This is a genomic window from Vibrio sp. AIC-3 (assembly GCF_013114515.1).
Lineage (GTDB): Bacteria > Pseudomonadota > Gammaproteobacteria > Enterobacterales > Vibrionaceae > Vibrio > Vibrio crassostreae_C.
The window spans coordinates 1-18472 of sequence record NZ_VTXG01000020.1 but is presented as its reverse complement, the minus strand read 5'-3'; the positions used below and the strand labels follow the sequence as shown (position 1 = coordinate 18472).

General features: G+C 44.9%; 15 protein-coding genes and 1 pseudogene. 11 read left to right on the top strand and 5 right to left on the bottom strand.

The window, feature by feature from the left end; genetic code table 11:
- The first annotated feature begins 116 nt into the window (after positions 1–116).
- The gene (gene folE / locus F0229_RS14360) at positions 117–770 is read left to right on the top strand and encodes a GTP cyclohydrolase I FolE (RefSeq protein ID WP_017061725.1); all 654 of its coding nucleotides are present in this window, start codon (positions 117–119) and stop codon (positions 768–770) included.
- A gap of 262 nt (positions 771–1032) precedes the next feature.
- Here folE and F0229_RS14355 read toward each other — a convergent pair whose 3' ends face one another.
- From F0229_RS14355 to F0229_RS14340, 4 genes are all read right to left on the bottom strand, one after another.
- Positions 1033–1686: a hypothetical protein gene (locus F0229_RS14355; protein ID WP_240698139.1), complete on the bottom strand. Its 654-nt coding sequence runs from the start codon at positions 1684–1686 to the stop codon at positions 1033–1035.
- The gene (locus F0229_RS14350; RefSeq protein ID WP_017061727.1) at positions 1679–2218 is read right to left on the bottom strand and encodes a YaeQ family protein; all 540 of its coding nucleotides are present in this window, start codon (positions 2216–2218) and stop codon (positions 1679–1681) included. Before F0229_RS14350 ends, F0229_RS14355 begins: the two co-directional genes overlap by 8 nt.
- A gap of 117 nt (positions 2219–2335) precedes the next feature.
- Positions 2336–2545: a cold-shock protein gene (locus F0229_RS14345; RefSeq protein ID WP_010430417.1), complete on the bottom strand. Its 210-nt coding sequence runs from the start codon at positions 2543–2545 to the stop codon at positions 2336–2338.
- A gap of 448 nt (positions 2546–2993) precedes the next feature.
- On the bottom strand, positions 2994–4079 hold the full coding sequence (locus F0229_RS14340; RefSeq protein WP_171733098.1) for a PQQ-dependent sugar dehydrogenase: 1086 nt from the start codon (positions 4077–4079) through the stop codon (positions 2994–2996).
- 270 nt (positions 4080–4349) lie between these two features.
- Between F0229_RS14340 and F0229_RS14335 the strand changes: the two genes are divergently transcribed.
- The 10 genes and pseudogenes from F0229_RS14335 to F0229_RS14295 all read left to right on the top strand — a co-directional run bounded on the left by F0229_RS14335 (position 4350) and on the right by F0229_RS14295 (position 16626).
- Positions 4350–5543 (top strand): multidrug effflux MFS transporter, encoded by a 1194-nt coding sequence (locus tag F0229_RS14335; protein WP_171733097.1) that lies wholly within the window; start codon positions 4350–4352, stop codon positions 5541–5543.
- Between the two features lie 16 nt (positions 5544–5559).
- A pseudogene (locus F0229_RS21895) lies at positions 5560–5782 on the top strand (hypothetical protein); the annotation flags it as partial.
- 239 nt (positions 5783–6021) lie between these two features.
- Complete coding sequence (locus tag F0229_RS14330; protein WP_017066674.1) at positions 6022–6834, top strand: crotonase/enoyl-CoA hydratase family protein; 813 nt, start codon at positions 6022–6024, stop codon at positions 6832–6834.
- A gap of 93 nt (positions 6835–6927) precedes the next feature.
- A complete protein-coding gene (locus tag F0229_RS14325; RefSeq protein ID WP_171733096.1) occupies positions 6928–8118 on the top strand; it encodes an OmpP1/FadL family transporter in 1191 nt (396 codons plus the stop codon).
- Complete coding sequence (locus tag F0229_RS14320; RefSeq protein WP_171733095.1) at positions 8118–8807, top strand: hypothetical protein; 690 nt, start codon at positions 8118–8120, stop codon at positions 8805–8807. Before F0229_RS14325 ends, F0229_RS14320 begins: the two co-directional genes overlap by 1 nt.
- A 287-nt stretch (positions 8808–9094) precedes the next feature.
- On the top strand, positions 9095–10207 hold the full coding sequence (locus F0229_RS14315; RefSeq protein WP_108208384.1) for an NADH:flavin oxidoreductase: 1113 nt from the start codon (positions 9095–9097) through the stop codon (positions 10205–10207).
- A 416-nt stretch (positions 10208–10623) separates the two neighbouring features.
- Positions 10624–11259 (top strand): CatB-related O-acetyltransferase, encoded by a 636-nt coding sequence (locus F0229_RS14310; RefSeq protein ID WP_171733094.1) that lies wholly within the window; start codon positions 10624–10626, stop codon positions 11257–11259.
- A gap of 165 nt (positions 11260–11424) precedes the next feature.
- Positions 11425–13071, top strand: coding sequence for an ABC transporter ATP-binding protein (locus F0229_RS14305; RefSeq protein ID WP_171733093.1), 1647 nt, complete (start codon positions 11425–11427; stop codon positions 13069–13071).
- Entirely contained in the window at positions 13068–15320 is a 2253-nt protein-coding gene (locus F0229_RS14300; RefSeq protein ID WP_171733092.1) for an ABC transporter transmembrane domain-containing protein, read from the top strand. The genes F0229_RS14305 and F0229_RS14300 overlap by 4 nt, the downstream gene beginning before the upstream one ends.
- The gene (locus F0229_RS14295) at positions 15313–16626 is read left to right on the top strand and encodes an HlyD family type I secretion periplasmic adaptor subunit (RefSeq protein ID WP_171733091.1); all 1314 of its coding nucleotides are present in this window, start codon (positions 15313–15315) and stop codon (positions 16624–16626) included. Before F0229_RS14300 ends, F0229_RS14295 begins: the two co-directional genes overlap by 8 nt.
- A gap of 76 nt (positions 16627–16702) precedes the next feature.
- On the opposite strand, the gene F0229_RS14290 is transcribed toward F0229_RS14295, so the two are convergent.
- Positions 16703–18472, bottom strand: a 1770-nt coding sequence (locus F0229_RS14290) for a VCBS domain-containing protein (RefSeq protein WP_171733090.1), incomplete at its 5' end; no start/stop codon positions are given.

Below are 18472 nucleotides of genomic sequence, written 5' to 3'. Positions count from 1 at the left end.
TCTAGCACAGTTTAAGCCCCGTAAATAATGACCTCCCTTAAAATATGGGTGTATTTATTCAAAATTCCGAGTATCCTTGTTTGCCATCCAGAAGGGGTAATAAAAGAGGAAGTTCAATGTCAGGTCTTAGCGAATCAGCGAAGTTGGTTAAAGATGCGCTAGCAAGCCGTGGTTTAGAGACACCAATGAGTCCAAACCAGGTTAGCCGAGAAGAGAAAAAGGAACGAATCGAACACCATATGCGTGAGATTCTCACTCTCCTTGAACTTGATCTTACGGACGATAGTCTGGAAGAAACACCGCAACGTATTGCTAAAATGTACGTGGATGAAATTTTCTCTGGTTTGGATTACGCCAATTTCCCTAAAATTACGGTAATCGAAAACAAGATGGGCGTTCGTGAGATGGTACGAGTAAAAGACATTACCGTGACCAGTACTTGTGAGCACCACTTAGTGACGATTGATGGTAAGACTGCGGTCGCTTATATCCCTCGTGGGAAAATCATCGGCCTTTCAAAGATTAACCGTATTGTTCGATTCTTTGCTCAGCGTCCACAAGTTCAAGAGCGTATGACTCAGCAGATCCTTGTTGCATTGCAAACGCTACTCGAAACCGATGACGTTGCTGTCACCATGGATGCGGTTCACTACTGCGTGAAATCTCGCGGTGTAATGGATGCAACCAGCGAAACGACAACAACAGCTCTAGGCGGTATCTTCAGATCAAACCCAGCAACGCGCCACGAGTTCTTACACGGCCTGCGTTGATTCACTGCATTATTAGATGAATTCAATTTAGCCTCTGTAAATTGATGTTCATTGAAATATATTCTAAGCCTCGCTTTATGCGGGGCTTTTTTACGCCTGTAATGAAGTCAACTGTAATGGCTGAGAATGCTGTTATTCCCTAAAGTGAAGAATGAACGTAATAGGGAATCTGTTGCGGCCAAGCAGAAAAAGCACGCTCTATATCTTAACGTTTGTTGAAAGCATATAGAGCGTAACTAGAATCAGTCGCTGGTGGGAGTGCTTAAGAAAGGTTAAACAAACGCTTTAAGTGGTGAACAATACCTGATGGCTTGTTCTCGGCTTGATAGATGTTCAAACCATCGTAAAAACTGGCCATGAACTCTACGCGAATCTCATCATCACTGCTTCTCGATATACGAGACAATAGCGTAGCGGCTACAGCTGCGTGATCATTGGCTAGGCTGTAATCCATTCCTAGTCGTCCTTGAATGAACAACCACAAATGCGTGACTAGTTTTAACTGTTGAGCGTTAGAGTTTTGAAACTTGTCACTGTGCTCAGTGCCAACAGTATTATCGAATACATTTTGCATCGTCTCATTCGCTTCTTTATAGCTTTCAAAGCGATAGCTTGCATCGATATGTTCCTTGGTTAGCAAGCCAAGCAACGTCTGACGTGCAGAGTTCTCCGGCTTGTTCTCGCAAGCGTGTTTAAACAAAGCGTGGTTTTCATCAATAAATGACGACAGCTCTTTCTCGTAGCCTGTCGAGAGCGCTTTGACTGAACCTAAACCTGCTTCTTTTAAACACTGGTGAAGCTTGGTTCTAGCTTGTTGTTTGGCTTTGATTTCTTGCTGCGCGTCGGCTTGCTGCTTGGCTTCTTCTTGCAGGCTAGCTTCTGTTTGCGAACTATTCGGGGTTGGACGCTCAGTCATTACTCTGTAGCTCTTCCCACGTTACTTCTGCCGATTGAGTATCGCTGTTAATGAAAGCAGAGTTACCCGTCAGCATGACTGAAAGATCCATCGTACGTTGTGTCATCGCTGCTAGCTGCTCAATACCATCGTTGTCTAGACGAACGATCTGAGCTTTTAGGTAGCCGAATTTACCTTTGTTCTGCTCCCACCAAACGTTTGATTTAGTGTTGAAGCTGAATACGCGTACTGATTTAGATAGGCGAGTTGCCTTCTTAACACGCTCTGGATCAGGTTCGCCTACATCAACCCATTCTAGGATTTGATCGTCTAACGACTTCTGCCATAAATCGGGTTCTTCAATGCTAGACAACCCTTTAGTGAACTCAAGTTCAGGAGATGCATTGATACAGAAAGCCATGATTCGAGCCATCATTCGCTGTTCTGTTTCAGAAGGGTGTTGTGCAACCGTTAGATTGAAAGAGTCGTAATAGTCGCGATTCATATCGGTTAAAGAGATACGAAACTTGTAGATTGTCGGTTTAAGAGCCATTGAGAGGGTGTCTTAGGTAGAAATAGTGAAGGGGAATATTACCTTAAATCTCTGAATAGCGGGTAAAAAAATAGCCAGCAGAGGCTGGCTATTTTTAGAAAGCTTTAAAATACCAGATTAAAGTACTTTGATGCTGTCAGCTTGTGGGCCTTTTTGACCTTGAGATACTACGAACTCAACTTTTTGGCCTTCAGCAAGAGTTTTGAAACCGTCGCCAGTGATAGCAGAGAAGTGTGCGAATACGTCTGGGCCGTTTTCTTGTTGAATGAAGCCGAAGCCTTTAGTTTCGTTGAACCATTTTACTGTACCAGTAACTGTGTTAGACATGATGATATCCTAAAATTAAATTTTTATTTTGAGCCAATTGTGGCACTGATAGCGCGGAAAAGTTTATTGCTATTGCGTACAACACAACGGGGTTACTAGTAATCCAACGAAATGTTTATATACAAAGAACTTTCTTTCTAGCCGGAGTGAAGTCTAAATCAAATCAGGGGATAGTCAATCGAATCCATAGTGAAAGGTTGCAGAAACTTGGGGGTAGTCAAACTTTGCATTCCTTAAATATCATGGAGTTACAGTTGTATGGTGATTTGTTGTAGTTTTTGTGAAAAAGGTGGTCGAAATTGATGACGAATTTGGAGTAATTGCACTGTTTTAGCGCATTCATTTTTGAAAATTTAAAGCCGCTAACCGGGCGTTGAGCACACTTTTAACGGCTTATATTTATAAATGTCGTTGTAACGTAAATGCCTTTAATTGAACGATGTATCGGCTACTTTTTCAAGCGGTACAGGTTGCCATTATCGGTGCTGAAGAAGATGTCGCCGTTTGGTGAAGCTTCGATGTCTCTTATCCTTTCGCCCAAGTCCTCTAAAATGCGTTCTTCCTCGATTGCCTCACCTTGTTCATTGACTGTCACAATATTGATGTGAGTAAGTTTTAGTGCGCCAGCCAGCAGCTTACCTTTCAGTTCTGGGTATTTGTCTCCTTGGTAAACAATCAAGCTGCCCGGCGCGATCGAAGGGACATAGACTTTTGTAGGCGTTTCAATACCATCTTTGGTTTCAAATTCGCCAACGCTGATAGGGCCCCAATACTCTTTTCCGTGTGAGGTGACAGGCCACCCATAGTTGGCACCCGCTTTTATTAGGTTAATTTCATCACCACCGCGAGGGCCGTGTTCAATCGACCAAAGCTTTTGAGTCGGGAAATCGTAATACAGACCTTGTGGATTACGATGGCCAAAGCTCCAAATTTCATTGAGCACTTTGTTGTTATCCGTGAATGGGTTATCGCTTGGTGTGCTTCCATCGGCATTCAGTCGTAATATTGATCCGGCGTGAGTCATGGTGTCTTGGCCGTTGTCTCGATCACCACGGTCGCCGATTGAAAAATACAGGTGGCTATCATCAAAGGTGATACGGCTACCAAAGTGACGTCCGGTGTCCGTTCTAGATTTAGATACAAACACATCTGTCCAATTGGTGACTTCATTATTGCTGTAATTAGCAGAAGCCAGTGTCGTTACGCCTTCACTATCGACGTCTTTACTGTAAGTGACGTAGAACTTTCCGTTTTCAAAAGGGGAGAGTGCGATATCCAATAATCCACCTTGGCCTTTCGCCCATACATTGGGCAGCCTGAACAGTGTGTTTTGATCGCCTGTTTTTAAATCGACATGTTTAATGACGCCTGATTTTTCTGTGACTAACATGGACTTATCGTTGACATAAGCCAGTCCCCAAGGGATCACGAGTCCGTCGGTGATCTTCTCTGCCTGCCATGCAAAGGCTGACGTTATAGGACCAGAGGCAAGCAGCGCCAAAGCACATGAAAAAATACGGTGATGAGTGTTCATTGAAATCCCTTGATTATGAGCATCTAGTGTTAGTCTAGCGCTTGTGACCGATTGGCGGAAAGCCGAGGTTGCTGAAAAGTGACTATTCACATATTTAGTTGAACGCCTATTGTATGATTATACAAGCTCACGTATGTTTACTGTGCCTTTCTCTATTTGATCCCGTCGGAGCATTATGAACAACTCACCAGCAGCATTTTCGCTATTTTCTCAGTTTTTATGTTGTGAGTTAGATACGCACGATTTTTCTTCGAACGGACCTATTAAACGATGAGTCGTGGATTTGATTTTAAATCGATCTTACTTGCGTGCTTGGTCATCAGTATCGGCCAGCTCAGTATGGGCTTGGTGTTTCCTTCTTTGCCTTGGATCGCAAAAGATTTTGATGTCTCGCTAGAGCAAGCCCAGCTTTTGGTGAGTGTGTATTTATTAGGCTTTGGCCCTTCCCAGTTTATTTATGGCCCTATTTCCGATGCTTTAGGACGCAAGAAGGTACTGCTAAGCGGTTTGTTGATTGCCATGCTTGGGTTATTGATGATCATCTTCTTCAGCCATTCGTTTACTAGCATGGTGATGGGGCGATTCCTGCAAGGCTTAGGAACCGGTTGTTGCGCGGTACTTGCTCGTGCTTCTACGCGAGACAGATTCAGTGGGGCAGACTTGCCTTTGGCGATGTCTTACATTGCTATGGTTGCGTCTATAACACCTTTGATCGCGCCCGTTATCGGTGGATTCATTAACTTCCACTTCGGTTGGAGCATGGTGTTCATCTCACTACTTGGCTATGTCTCATTGGCTTGGGGTGTATTGGCGTTCAAGTTTAAAGAAACTGTCACTCAGGTTTCGACGATCCCTTCACCGAATAAAATGGTTTCTCAATATAAAGAGCTACTCACTTCTCGTTATTTTATGAGCTTTGCGAGTATCGGTTGGCTTAACTTTAGCTTGATGATCACCACTGTGTCGGTGATGCCATTTATCATGCAAAACCAGATTGGTATGACGTCAGATGAATACGCGATGTGGGCGGTGATTCCAGCATTAGGCATGCTTGGCGGAACAGGCTTATGTAACCGTATTCGCCCTATGCTGGGTAACAAGAAAACTCTGTTATGCACACCTGTATTACATGTGGCTGCGGCGTTGTGGCTTTTCTTTTGTCCACTTGAGCCACTTTATTTAATGCTTGGCCAGTTCTTGATGATTCTTGGCAATGGTATAGCGTTACCTTGTGCTCAGGCGTTGGTGATGTTGCCTTATAAGAAGAACGCTGGCGCGGCTGCTGCGATGTCTGGCGGAGGGCAGATGGTGGTGTCTTCAATGGTGAGCATGGGGCTGGTTCAGTTAGGACTAGGAGAAGCGTGGCATCTATCGCTTGTCATCATGTTGTTCACACTGATTACCCTGTTTAATATTTTACGTGGTTTCAGTAGTCGAGAAGCGAGAGAGTCCCAGCTCAGTTAGTTGCTTAGGTAATTAGCTAGCTGCCTGGCTAGTAGGAACGAGAAGGCCATTGAAATGATGAATTTCAATGGCCTTTTTAATGTTCAGCGCTTTGGTTTAAGTTACCAGAATATATGCTATTTTCTGACTGCTTAGGGCAAGTGGTAGTGTTCCGAGCGCAGCTTGCGGCAGGGACGTTAGTTTCCATTATTGCTGGCAGCTACTTTATCTTCTTGCTACTGAAATCTCGAAGAACATAGGTTTTGCTCATGACCGAAAGCCATTGCTAATCAAAGCTACTGGCAATCAAAGCCATTGGCGATAAAAGCTACGGATGAAAAGCAGTGAATGGAGCGATCCATCACTGCTTTTTTGTTGATGTCGTTTGTGTAAAGGGAAAGACGTTAAGCAACACAGGTCTCGCTTCTTAATGTGCAAGTTTGGCATATGTTAATAAAATGTATAACCTAAAGGTCTGACCACTGATAAGGTAGCCACCATGCCAAACCTCGATCGTATTACTTGTTCTATCGATGAAAACCAAATTGCGACGGTTGTGTTGAATCGACCCGATAAGCTCAATGCTATTGATATGGCAATGTTTCAAGGCGTGAATAACATGGTGACTCAGCTGAAAAAGAACACCGAGATTCGTGCCGTAATAGTAAAAGGTGAGGGTTCTGATTTTTGTTCAGGGCTTGATGTTAAGTCCCTATTAACCAGTAAATCTGGGGCGATGAAGCTCTTGTTTAAATGGCTACCGACATTGCCTAACGCTGCACAACGCTTTTCATTGGGTTGGCGAGATATTCCATGCCCTGTCATTTTTGCGATTCATGGTCGTTGTTGGGGAGGCGGCCTGCAATTGGTCAGTGGGGGTGATTTTAGAATTGCTAGCCCGGATGCGAACTTCTCTATATTGGAAGCAAAGTGGGGTCTGATTCCAGACATGGGAGGCGCTATCGCTTTTAGAGAGCTGATGCGTAAAGATCACACCCTTGAAATGGCGATGACGGCCAAAGTGATCGACTGTGAAACCGCTAAAGAATATGGGTTGGTGACCAAGATTGCCGAAGATCCTTACGCTGAAGCCTATGCGTTGGCACTTGAGTGTGCGAATCGGTCGCCAGATGTCGTCGCTGCTAATAAGAAACTCTACAACAAGATTTGGTGGTCAAGCCCCGGAATGGCTGTGTTCTACGAAACTTGGTATCAGATCAAAGTAGGGTTAGGTAAGAACCGAGCGATAGCAGCACAGCGTGAAATTCATCCTGACAAGCCACGCTCTTACTTAGCAAGAAAGTTCAAATAATGTTTGTACAGGAATAATCGATATTCCCTTTGTTTATGGGGCTTTGCGGTAACCTTAGAGCAATTTAATGTCTAAGGCTAAATGAGCGCTCTGATGAACAAAACTTTTACTTACTCTCTAGCTGCCACTGCAATTTTTACGAGCTCAAATGCATTCGCAAGTGGCCTGTTTTTGCAAGAAGCTGTCGTTGCCAACGCTGGTACTACTGGTGCTGGCGACGGTGTTTACACTCGATCTGCAGCGGCGATGTGGACAAACCCTGCCACTATGTCTCACATGGGCGAAAGCAAAACGACCATCAACACCATGGCATTCGATCTTGAAATGAAGTATCAAGATAACGGTGGTAATCCAGATGGTAAAGCTCATTCCGTAATGCCGTCATTTGGTGCCTTCCACGCTCATCAAGTCACAGACAAATTACACCTTGGTATCGCGCTTGGCGCTGTTGGCGGCTCTAGCCTTGATTACGGCAGTGATTGGGCGGGTGCTGCACTTCTAGAAGATATCACTCTTACTGCAATGCAAGTGAACCCATCACTGAGTTATAAGCTGAATGACCAATGGTCAGTAGGCGCGGGTGTGCAATTCAGTTGGGCTGCATTCCAACAAACAACGTCAATGCTTACTGCGAAGCAAGATACTGACTGGGCATACGGCTATAACCTTGGCGTAATGTACACACCGACAGATAAACTTAAGCTGGGCGCAAGTTACCGTTCTAAGCTAGAGCATAAGTTTAACAATGATGTAAATGGTGTTATTAACCAAGGCGTATTGAATTCATTATCAACTGATATTGCTTTACCTGAAATCATCGATGTCAGTGCGAGCTATGCTTTGAACTCTCAACTTGACCTGCTTGCTAGTATTCAGTTCCATCGTTGGAGTGAATGGGATACAACCGTTCTTGATTTTGGAATAGCAGGAAGTCCAATTAATGGTGTTCCGATTGAGCGTGACTGGGATGACGTTTGGAAATTTGCGGTAGGTGCGGATTATCAATTGAATTCAGACTGGCGTTTGAAAGCTGGCTTCTCTTACGAAACTTCTCCGCAAGACGATCCGTCAATGCAATGGGTTGACCTTCCTGTGGGTGAACAGTACCGCTACTCAGTTGGCGCATCTACCTACTGGGACGACATCTTAATTGATGTGTTCTATGAATACGCTGATATGGGTTCAGTTGAGATGGATCGATATGGTCGATTTGGTCAAGTTAATCTGTTGAATGGTTCGTTCGATGGCCGTATCCACTTTGTTGGTGTTAGCGCGACCTTCTAATGACATTACGTAATCTACTAATCATTACTTTAGTGTCTTTATTTTCAACGGGTGCTTTTGCTGAAGAGAAGCACCCTGATGATCCGACTAAAATCGTAACCAAAGCTGGCGTTGCTTATAACGAAGATCTGCAGTTCTCTGGGTCTATTGGGCTTGATGAAGCACGAATGATCAATGCTCGTGTTAACGCAGATGGCGAAGAATGGCGAATAGGCGGCTCATGGCTGTTGCCTATGGGTATTGTTAACTTCAACTTTAGCCGTTCTGAATATGACAACGATGCTTATAAGAACAACTACAGTATTGGCACATTTATACCACTGAGCTATTTCGATATTGAGCCGTTCGGTTGGCAAATCTTCCCTATGGCTGGTTACAGCTATAATGACGGCGAAGTAGCGGTTTTCGATGATGATAATGTTGGTTCTGACTATGTATTGATGTCGAGCTCAACACACGGTGGCTACATTGGTGCGTTTGGTTTAAAAACGATTACTGATGAATGGTCTATCATGGGCTTCGGTGGCGGTTCAATGGGGTCTGATGATTATTCAGGGTATTGGGCAGGCGTCGGTGCTAGCTACATGTTGAGTGACGCTCAATCATTCAACTTCTTCACTATTTTTGCTGAGGACGATTTCGGTGAAAATAACAGTGTTGGCGCGTCTTACACCTATGAGTTCAAATAACTGTTAGCAGGCAGAAATTCGCAGGTGGACACCTCTCGTAAGAACCATTGACTTAGTCCAGATTAAATTGAACAAAGTCGCTTATTAAAACTTAGCGACTTTCTTTTGTTACCATTTCTCCAATCTTTTTTATCTCTTTTTGATGCTTTCTATATCTTTCTCACATGAGAGTGCCGCTCTCTTAATCTAGATTAAGTTTTCGCTGCCTTATTCTCTGTAGTATCCGCCTGAATCAGTGCCCATGCTTAATGGGTAACTTGCGTAACACGATTTTGAGAGGAAGACACTTGAGCACTTTGTTTACAGAAACCCACATTGGCAAGATGACACTAAAGAATCGCTTCATGAGAAGTGCAACGTGGGAAAATATGGCCACCGAAGATGGGCATATGACAGATAAACTGTACGCTATCTATGAAGAGTTGGCTCAAGGTGAAGTCGGCCTGATCGTGACGGGCTACGCGAACATTGTTGAAGAAGAAAAGCCGAATGCGGGCATGATGGGCATGTATAACGACTCATTCATTGAAGAGTATCAGAAGCTGACTCAATTGGTTCATGACAATGACTCTAAAATCGTCATGCAATTGGCATACGGTGGCACAAAGACCACGCATGATCTTGGCGAGCGAGTGATCTACGCACCAAGTGAGGTTCCAGAAAAAGGAACTCAAACACTAGGCAAAGCGATGACCAAAGACGAGATCGACTACATTGTTGATGCCTTTGCTCAAGCGTCATTAAGAGCACAGAAGTCAGGTTTTGATGGCGTTGAAATTCATGCCGCTCACACTTACCTGATTAACCAATTTCTAAGCCCTTATTACAACCAACGTGAAGATGAATACGGCGGTAGCTTAGAAAACCGCATGAGATTCTTGTTAGAGATCTATACCGCGACGCGCAAGCTGGTGGGTGATGATTTCCCTATCTTAGTTAAACTCACTGCATCTGAGTTTTTTGAAGGTGGTGTCACCTTTGACGAAACACGTATTGTTTGTAAAAAGCTTGAACAAATGGGCGTGGATGGCATTGTCGTGTCAGGTAATATTCATGGTAAAGCAGACACTATGATTGGCGAGTCGCACGATGGCTTTACCATTCAAGCTGAAGGCTATTTCCATGAGTATGGTCACGCGATCAGCCAAGACGTTAATATCCCAGTGATCACGGTAGGTGGTCTAACGGATTTTGATGCTATCGAAGCGATTGCAAACAACACGGGCATTGAGTACTTCGCGCTTTCAAGACCGCTGCTTTCTGAACCCCATTTAGTTAAGCGTTGGAAGGAAGGGGATAGAAGCCCTGTTGAATGCGAACGGTGCTCTAAGTGTCGTACTAAGCGCGGTAACTTCTGCGTGGTGAATAAAGATAGAAAAGTACAGCTTGCACGCATGTAGTCGCTGAGCCCAGCTCCAAGCGAGCTCCGAAGTTTATAGCTGAGTCTAAGTTTGAGCCTGTGTAATCGCGCAGGCTCTTGTTCATGCCGTATTCCACGAAACGATATTTGAAACCTTATTAATCACATCTTCCTGTCAAATTGGTGCGACTAAACAGATACACTACGCCTGTAAATTATCCAACCAAGTTATCGATAAAAACTAGACAAACTTTGAAATTACTTCCTCTTCTTAAGCAACCTCGAATCCACTGACACCTCTTTAGTTTTAGCGACTTTGCTATGATTTAAGCGTGATACTTATTATTCATCCCAGTGAACCGTGTGTTTATAGGGCATTAGTTTGTGCACCTTGTTGCATCGTCGAGCATTTTGATAGTTAACGAATAAAACTTAATAGATCATTCAGAGGTAAAAATGCAAAAGAAGCATTGGTCCAAATTCGAGTTGCTGCATGAAGTCGTAACCAACCCCAATATTCATGTAAAAGGTCAACACAGTTATTACAGCGATTGCTGGGATAATGGTTTTGAACAATCGGTAGTGCGTTATTTACACGGCGACGACGTCAGCCGCCAGTGGGAGCCTCGATGGAAAATCGACGAACTCTATATCGGCGATTATGTCTGTATTGGCGCAGAGGTTGTGATTTTAATGGGTGGCAACCATACCCACAGAGTTGATTGGTTTTTACTGTATCCATTTATGGATGTTATCGACGACGCCTACATTGGCAAAGGTGATACTCACATTGAAGATGGAGCTTGGTTAGGCATGCGAGCGATGGTGATGCCCGGTGTGACGATTGGCGAAGGCGCCGTAGTTGCAGCGAATAGTGTGGTGACAAAAGACGTCGCTCCCTACAGCATTGTCGGTGGTTCTCCAGCTAAAGTCGTTAAACACCGCTTTGGTGAGTCCGTTATTGACGAACTCATTTCATTCAAAATATACGAGTGGCCAGAAGAGATGTTTGAAGCGTTGAGACCGTATTTATGTAACTCAGACTTTTCAAAGTTAAAGCAGGCGATAACGGATTACGACGATTGTTTGTAAGGAGCGCTTGTAAGGAGCGTTTTTAAGGTACGGGTATAGCCATAGATTTGTGTAGAAAGATCTGTGTCATATTTATATTGAAAAACACGTTAAATCAGTTCGTTACCTTGCAATACTCAACATGGTGTACCAATCTTATTTCATAAGCATGGATAAGGATTGTGTATGCCCGCAAGTTCAATGAAAAACAAAGGGGTGGTGGGGAAAGTCCTACTGCCTTCTTTACTCATAAATCTTCTCTCTCTCGCCGTTCCGTTAACGGTTTTACAAATTTACGATCGTATTTTACCTAACCAAAGTTACGGTACTGCCACTTTGTTGTTGGCGGGTGCAGCGTTGGCTGTTGCCATGGAAGCATTAATCCGGTTTGTGCGTACTTGGCTTTTGTCAGCCGCGGCCAGCAATACCGAGAAAGCGACCTATCAAACTTTGGTTGAAAGAGTAACAACGGCTTCATCAGGCCATCTCCGCAACATTGGTGTTGGCGGCGTGGAAGAGGGGCTTGGTTCTGTATCCAAAGTCAAAGATTGGTATTCCGGTGGTGTGATTGCAGGCTTTATTGATTTGCCTTTTGCCTTGATCTTCTTGGGCTTGGTGGCTTACATCGGCGGTGAGCTGGTGGCGATACCTTTGGCAGTTTGGCTGATTACTCTTGGAATCGTTTGGTTATCTTCTATTCGCGTAAAAAGCTTAAGTGAAGAGGCTTCCCAAGATGAGCAGGAGCGAAAAGCGTTCTTGATTTTACTGAGCCAAACCATTCAGGGAATCAAACGCCAGGCCGTTGAGTCTCGAATCTTCAATCAGTTTAAATCCCTCAATAATGTTCGCTCTCAGTCTAAAGCGAGAGAAGAAGAACAGAACGCCTTCGCCCAAGAATGTATTCAGCTTGCTGCATTAGCCACGTCAGTTTTACTCGTGATTACGGGGAGCTTGTGGGTGTTGGATGGTCAGTTAACTACTGGTGGCTTGGCGGCATGTTCTATCTTATCGGGCAGAGCCGTCGCACCTTTAAGTGCTTTGGTGGGAGTTCGAATTAAGCTTAATTCAATACACAGTGCTAATCAGGCAATAGAAAAATTGAGTGACTTGTCACTATCGGACTCTTCAGATTCTGAGCAAGCTGAGAACCACTTATCTGACTTTGAGACGTTGGAAATCAAGCAAGCGACCGTTGAAAGATACGGTGAACTCTCTCATGCAGATGTCACACTGAATAAAGGTGAGTTGGTATTGTTAGAGAGTGAGGATCGCCACACTAACAGTCATTTATTGTCGTCGATTGCAGGTATTGATGATCTAAAAGCGGGTGAGTGTTTCATTAACGGAGCTGCAGTTTCAATCGCATCCGTAACCAATATTGTGGCCTACTGTGGCGTTAAAGGGCAGTTGGTGTCGGGTACTATTCTCGACAACTTGTGCGGGTTTGACCCTGAGAAAACGCAAAGCGCCAGTGACTATGCAAAGCGTTTGGGTTTAACCAAAGAGATTACTCGATTACCCGATGGACTAGAGACACAAATTGGCCATACGAGTGCTTCTTTGTTGAGTATGGGTAACGTGAAAATGCTCAATATCGCGGCTCAATTGGCAAGTGATAAACCCATAATCATGTTGGAAAGGCCGGATTCTTCACTTGATTTAGACGCCCTTGGGAATCTAGCTAAGGTGTTGGAAGAAGAAGTAACGGCAGGACGCACGATACTGATGGTGAGCTACCATTCGAAGCTTCGCGAATTGGCTAATCGAATCATTACAGTGGAAAGTCGAGCTATTACGGTCGACAGCGAGAGCAATCAGGAGGCCGTCGTATGAATCGTTTAGATATTGGTAACCCTTCAGGTACGAACAACCGTGCAGATACCAGCGGTCGACAAGAGGTGATGAACCATTTAGAAACCGAGAGCCTTTCCGTTCTTAAGCAGTTGGAAGTTAATGCTAATATCCAGTTGTTCGCACATCAATGGGTCGATGAAAATGGCATTGAATCAATCGACGATATGTTTGCCTTGTTCGACAGGCTTGCACTGCCTTATCGCTTGGTTGCCAACCTAGATGACGTTGGTGAACATAAATTGGTCTTGCTGGTGCTTGGTGAAAATGAGCTTGTCTCTGGTCATTTAGAATCCAAACAATTTGTTGCCTTTAATGCCAATGACGACATCACCGATGTCCCTCAGTTTTGCATCGTTATCGAAGGTCCACCACTAGAGAAGGCTTCTCCTGATTGGGTTGGCGAACGGCTACATGCGTTTCGCCCCATTATTCCTAAATTGCTGCTAGTCAGTTTTATCACTAACTTATTTGCGCTTGCCGTTCCTTTCATCACGATGTCGATTTATGACCATGTGATTGGCGGTGATGCAGGGCATGAGCTGCAAGGTATCGCCATTGGCGCAGCGTTGTTGTTTGTGATGATGGGTTGGTTGAGAACATTACGTAGCCGAGTGTTTGCTTCAGTTTCCAACCGAGTAAGTCGTGAGATCTCTCAATCCCTCGTGCAGCGTCTGCTTCGTAATAGCTATGCTCAAAATCAGCAAACAGCTTCTTCTAGTCAGCAAAACCAAGTGATGTTGTCAGAGCGTATTTCAGGTGTGCTATCGGGGCCATTAGGAAATGCGTTATTTGACCTACCATTCATTCTTATTTTTGTACTTGCGATAGGTGTTTTAGGCGGATGGTTGGTACTGGTTCCAGTCGTCTCTTTAATCCTTTATTACTTGCTAGCAAAGCGTTCGATACGCTCTAGCAGCAAGCGCTCGATGCAATCGACAGTGGCAGGTACGAATCGTCAAAACATGACTAATGAGCTGTCATCCAAGCTTGCCTTTATTCGCAGTGCTGGATTCTCAGAGCACTGGATTCAACGTTTCAAAAAAGCCAATCTTCTTGCTTCAACAGTGACCTTTAATCAATCGGTTCTCCAGAGTCGGTACACCTCGATTTACTATTTCATTGGTGTGGGTTCGACACTCGCCGTGATGGGGTTAGGTATAGGACTTATTTTTGAACAAGTGATGACCCCTGGTGGTTTGATTGCTTCAATGATGTTGATATCTAAGGTGACGGGTCCTGCTCAGGTGTTGGCAAACAGTGCGATGCGTTTTAATAGCTTTAATCAATCCAAGCTGCAAGTGAACCGCATTTTGTCTCAGCCGTCTGAGCGTGAATTCAGTTACCAGCATCACCCGTTACCTGTGGTAGCGCCTAACTTGAAATTAGACCAAGTGACGCTGCGCTATCCCAAACAGAGTCGCCCGGCCTTGAATGGTGTGAGTTTTGATATTGAAGCCGGTGAAATTGTCGCGATTACCGGCCCTTCTGGGAGCGGTAAATCAACATTAATTGAAGTGCTGTCTGGCTTGCAGCCTATCCAAAACGGGATGGTCGAGCTTGAAGGCGTTAACCTCGTTCAATACGATCCGCAGCTTTATCGCCACTGGTGTTTCATTCGAGCCGCATATCCTGATTTGCTTACGCTGAGTATTCGAGAGTGGCTAAACGACGGTCACAAAGTCGAAGATAAGAAAATGATCTCTGCAATTGAAATGGTGGGCGGAAAGCGTTGGTTCGAGACATTATCAGGTGGGCTCGATACTTCCATCAGCAGTATTCAGCCGGACAGCCTTTTTGACATGTTGTCTGGCAGCGTCGCGCAGATCCTCATTGACGCGAAAGCGCTGGTTTATGACTACCCAATGTTCTTAATGGATAATCCTGTGCCTGATGCTCACCCAAATGCTAAACGTATCTTTGGTGAGTTTGTGCAGTCGAAAAAAGGAAAAGCAACGGTGATTTACACGTCCCACGATCCGGATTTAATCAAGCTTGCCGATAAAGTGGTGGTATTAAATGAAGGTGCAGTGGTTTATGCCGGTCCATTAGAGCCGGAGCAGTCTTCGAAGCAGGAACAGCCTTCAGAGCCTCAAGCTTCTCAAGAACCGCAGTTATCTGAGCAACCGTTATCTCAAGAGCTACAGCCGTCAACTCAAGAGGCGTCTGCTCAACAAAATGCAGCCCAACAAGAACAATCAGAGTCTAAGCAAGGAGTCGCTAATGACTAAACAATCTATCGAGAAGGGCAAGCGCTACGGTGAGCTTGTTGAATCACAAAATACGGCTCGTACATTGGCGCTGGCCACATGGTCGGTTGCCTTATGTGTTATTGCTTTTGCCACTTGGTCTGTAGTCACTCAAGTTGATGAAATCGCCAAAGCCAAAGGTGCTGTGATTCCGGAAGGCGAGAAGCAAGTATTACAAAGTGCGATTGGCGGTAAGTTAAAGCAAATTTTTGTTAAAGAAGGCCAGTTGGTAGAGAAAGGCCAGCCGCTTGTTGAGTTTGATGCCACTTTCCAGCGTACCGCCCTTGAAGAGCTAAAGTCCCAACAAGTGACGCTTCTAGCCAGTGTGGAACGTATGAATGCGCTGCTTGAGCAACGTGAGCCTAACCTTGCTGAGTTTGAGGTCGATTACCCAGAGATCGTCAGCCAGCAAAAAGCGCAGCTGAACGCGCAAAAAGCCCTCTACTTCCAAAAGCGTGTGGTGCTTGAGAAAGAGAGCGAGCAAATTGCAGAGCAGCTTCGTAGCGTAGAAAAGGCCTTGCCGAGTTATGAGAAAGAGTTAAATGCGACTAAGCAAGAGTTGAACATACTGGAGAAGGGTTATAAAGCGGGTAACATTTCACGTTTACGTGTGCTTGAAATGCGACAAAAATTGGCCAGTATCGAACAGAAAATCGAAGAAGCTCGTGGTAAGAAGTCGGTATTGATTAGACAAGCTGACAGTAATGACCAAAAAATCATACAGCTTCTGGCGGAAGCGAAAGCTAAAGTGAGCGATGATCGTTCTAAAGCCGTATCTGACTTATCAGCATTGAATGCTAGAGTTCGTTCAAGCCAAGCTAAATTGACGAACACTATGTTAGTGTCACCGCTACAAGGCTTGGTGCAAAGCATACCAAGCACGCAGGATGGTGGTGTTATTCAGCCGGGTGGCACGGTAGTTGAAATTGTGCCTGTCGGAGGGAACGCTGACTTCAAAGCACGTTTGTCCCCAAGAGATATTGGTTTTGTGAGTGTTGGGCAGCCCACTCGAGTCAAGATTGATGCGTTTGATTACAGCCGCTTTGGGGCTTTAAAAGGGGCGGTAGAGAGTATTTCACCGACCACAAGTCAAAGCGAACGTGGCGAGATCTATTATGAAGTTGTAGTGTCGGTTGATACGCCTTACTTCCGTGATAACCCTGAAAGCTTTTCCATACTGCCGGGTATGACGGGTGAAGTAGACATCACAACTGGCGAGAAGTCGGTGTTCCAATACTTATGGAAACCGATTTATACCAATGTTAGCGTGGCGTTTGGAGAGAGGTAAAGTCCTCCACTCTGGCTTGCATAAAAAAGGAGCACATGCCGTGCTCCTTTTTTTATCTAACCGAAGGGGTGATGTTCTAGTTATTTGGGTCTATGTCAGGCAGTCCGTCAACGTCATTATGATGGTGTAAAGAATCATCAATAGATGGGTTATCGGTATGGTGAGACAGCCCATCACTCATACCATCGTCAGTTTGCTCAGCCCCATAAGCACTCTCGGCATCACTGAAAATGATATCGATATCATGCGCTACTGGTACATTGTGTGACGGTGAATCTATAGACGGCGAGTCAGCATTAATACCCAGAGCGTCTAGGTAAGCATGGGCACCAGAACGCTGTTCGTGTTCGCCTATCGCTGTATGTTCTAGGTTTGCCGTCACCTCATCAAAATTAAGAGTAACTTCATCAGGGGTGCTGAAAGAGGCATCCGGTTCATCCGCTTGGCTCATGCCGGGTGCTGGAGGAGGTGATGGAGCGATTGGCGATAAATCCATGCCAGTTAGTGTGGTTTGGTCAATGTGATGTCCGCTGTTTCCATGGACGGATTGCGAGTGCAAATGTAGGTGCACCGCGACTTGTGAGTTTTGATCGCCTCCTAGGGTTAAAACAAACGAGTCGGTTTCGTCTGTACCACTACCGTAAGAGCCTCCTGTATGTGTCTTAACGACGCCTGATGAAGTTTGTTGGTAATCGTAACTCAACTCTCCGGTTGCAGGATTGACATGCAAAGTACCAAATTGACCGTGTAATGCAGTGAGAGAGTGTCCGTGGTGATCTGAGATTCCCCAGCCTGTCATTGGCGTAGGCGTTCCTTGGTGAATAATTGGAGGAATTCCGATTGAGGCATGCAGGTCCTGATTGCCTGCACTGCCGGTAATTTTTGCAGGGGCAACTAGGGTTGGCATTGGTGGAACATCGCTGTGTCCATCAATGCGCATTTCAACTTCTTGAGTTGTAATGCCCCCGTGTCCATCATCGACTAATAGAGAAAACTTATCGGTCAATTGTTCACCATTATTTAAAGCATTAACATGGCTATTGCTGTTATTAAGTGTGTAGACCCAAGTTTGTGTATTGCTATTATAGGTAACAGAACCATACTGTGGCTGATGTTGGCTATCAATACTGACAGAATGTTGATCGCTATGATCAACATCGCTGATAATAATTTGCCCAGAGGTCGCATTTGCAGCATCTTCATCAATGTTATGTGCACCTGCGATAGCTTCAGAAACTGTTGGTTTATCATTAGTGCCATGCACATTGATGGTAATAATTTGTTTATCACCACCAGCGGTCGTTACTTCATATTGAACCTGCTCGACTTGCCCTGCCGCTAAGTGCTGAATATTGGCATTGGGAACCGAATAAGCCCAATCACCGGCTTTTCCAATGGTCAGATGACCGCCATAGGGATCACTGACCGCATGGGCATTACGAGTGGCGTAAAAATGATCTTCACTGGCATCAGGATCGATAACATTCAACACGCCAGTGACAAATATCGTATGTTGAGCATCACCTTGTACATGGCGATCTTCTGTAATTTGACCGCTTTTATCTCCGGTGAAGATCGCAGCATCGCCAGCTGCCGAGAGCGTCGTTGATGCGCCAGTGTGGGTCACACCACCGTGAGCATCTTTAACGTCATAGCTGAAGTGTACATCGCCGTTATAGTCTTTTTCTGGGGTAAAGGTAAATGTGCCATCGGCATTTAACGCAATAGCACCATGGTCAGCCTGTAGGTTTTCAATGGATAATTTGCCAATATCGTTGTCATCAACATCGCTAGTATTAGCCAGTAGCTGTGCTGGGGTAAGGACAATTTTATTATCTTCTAAGCC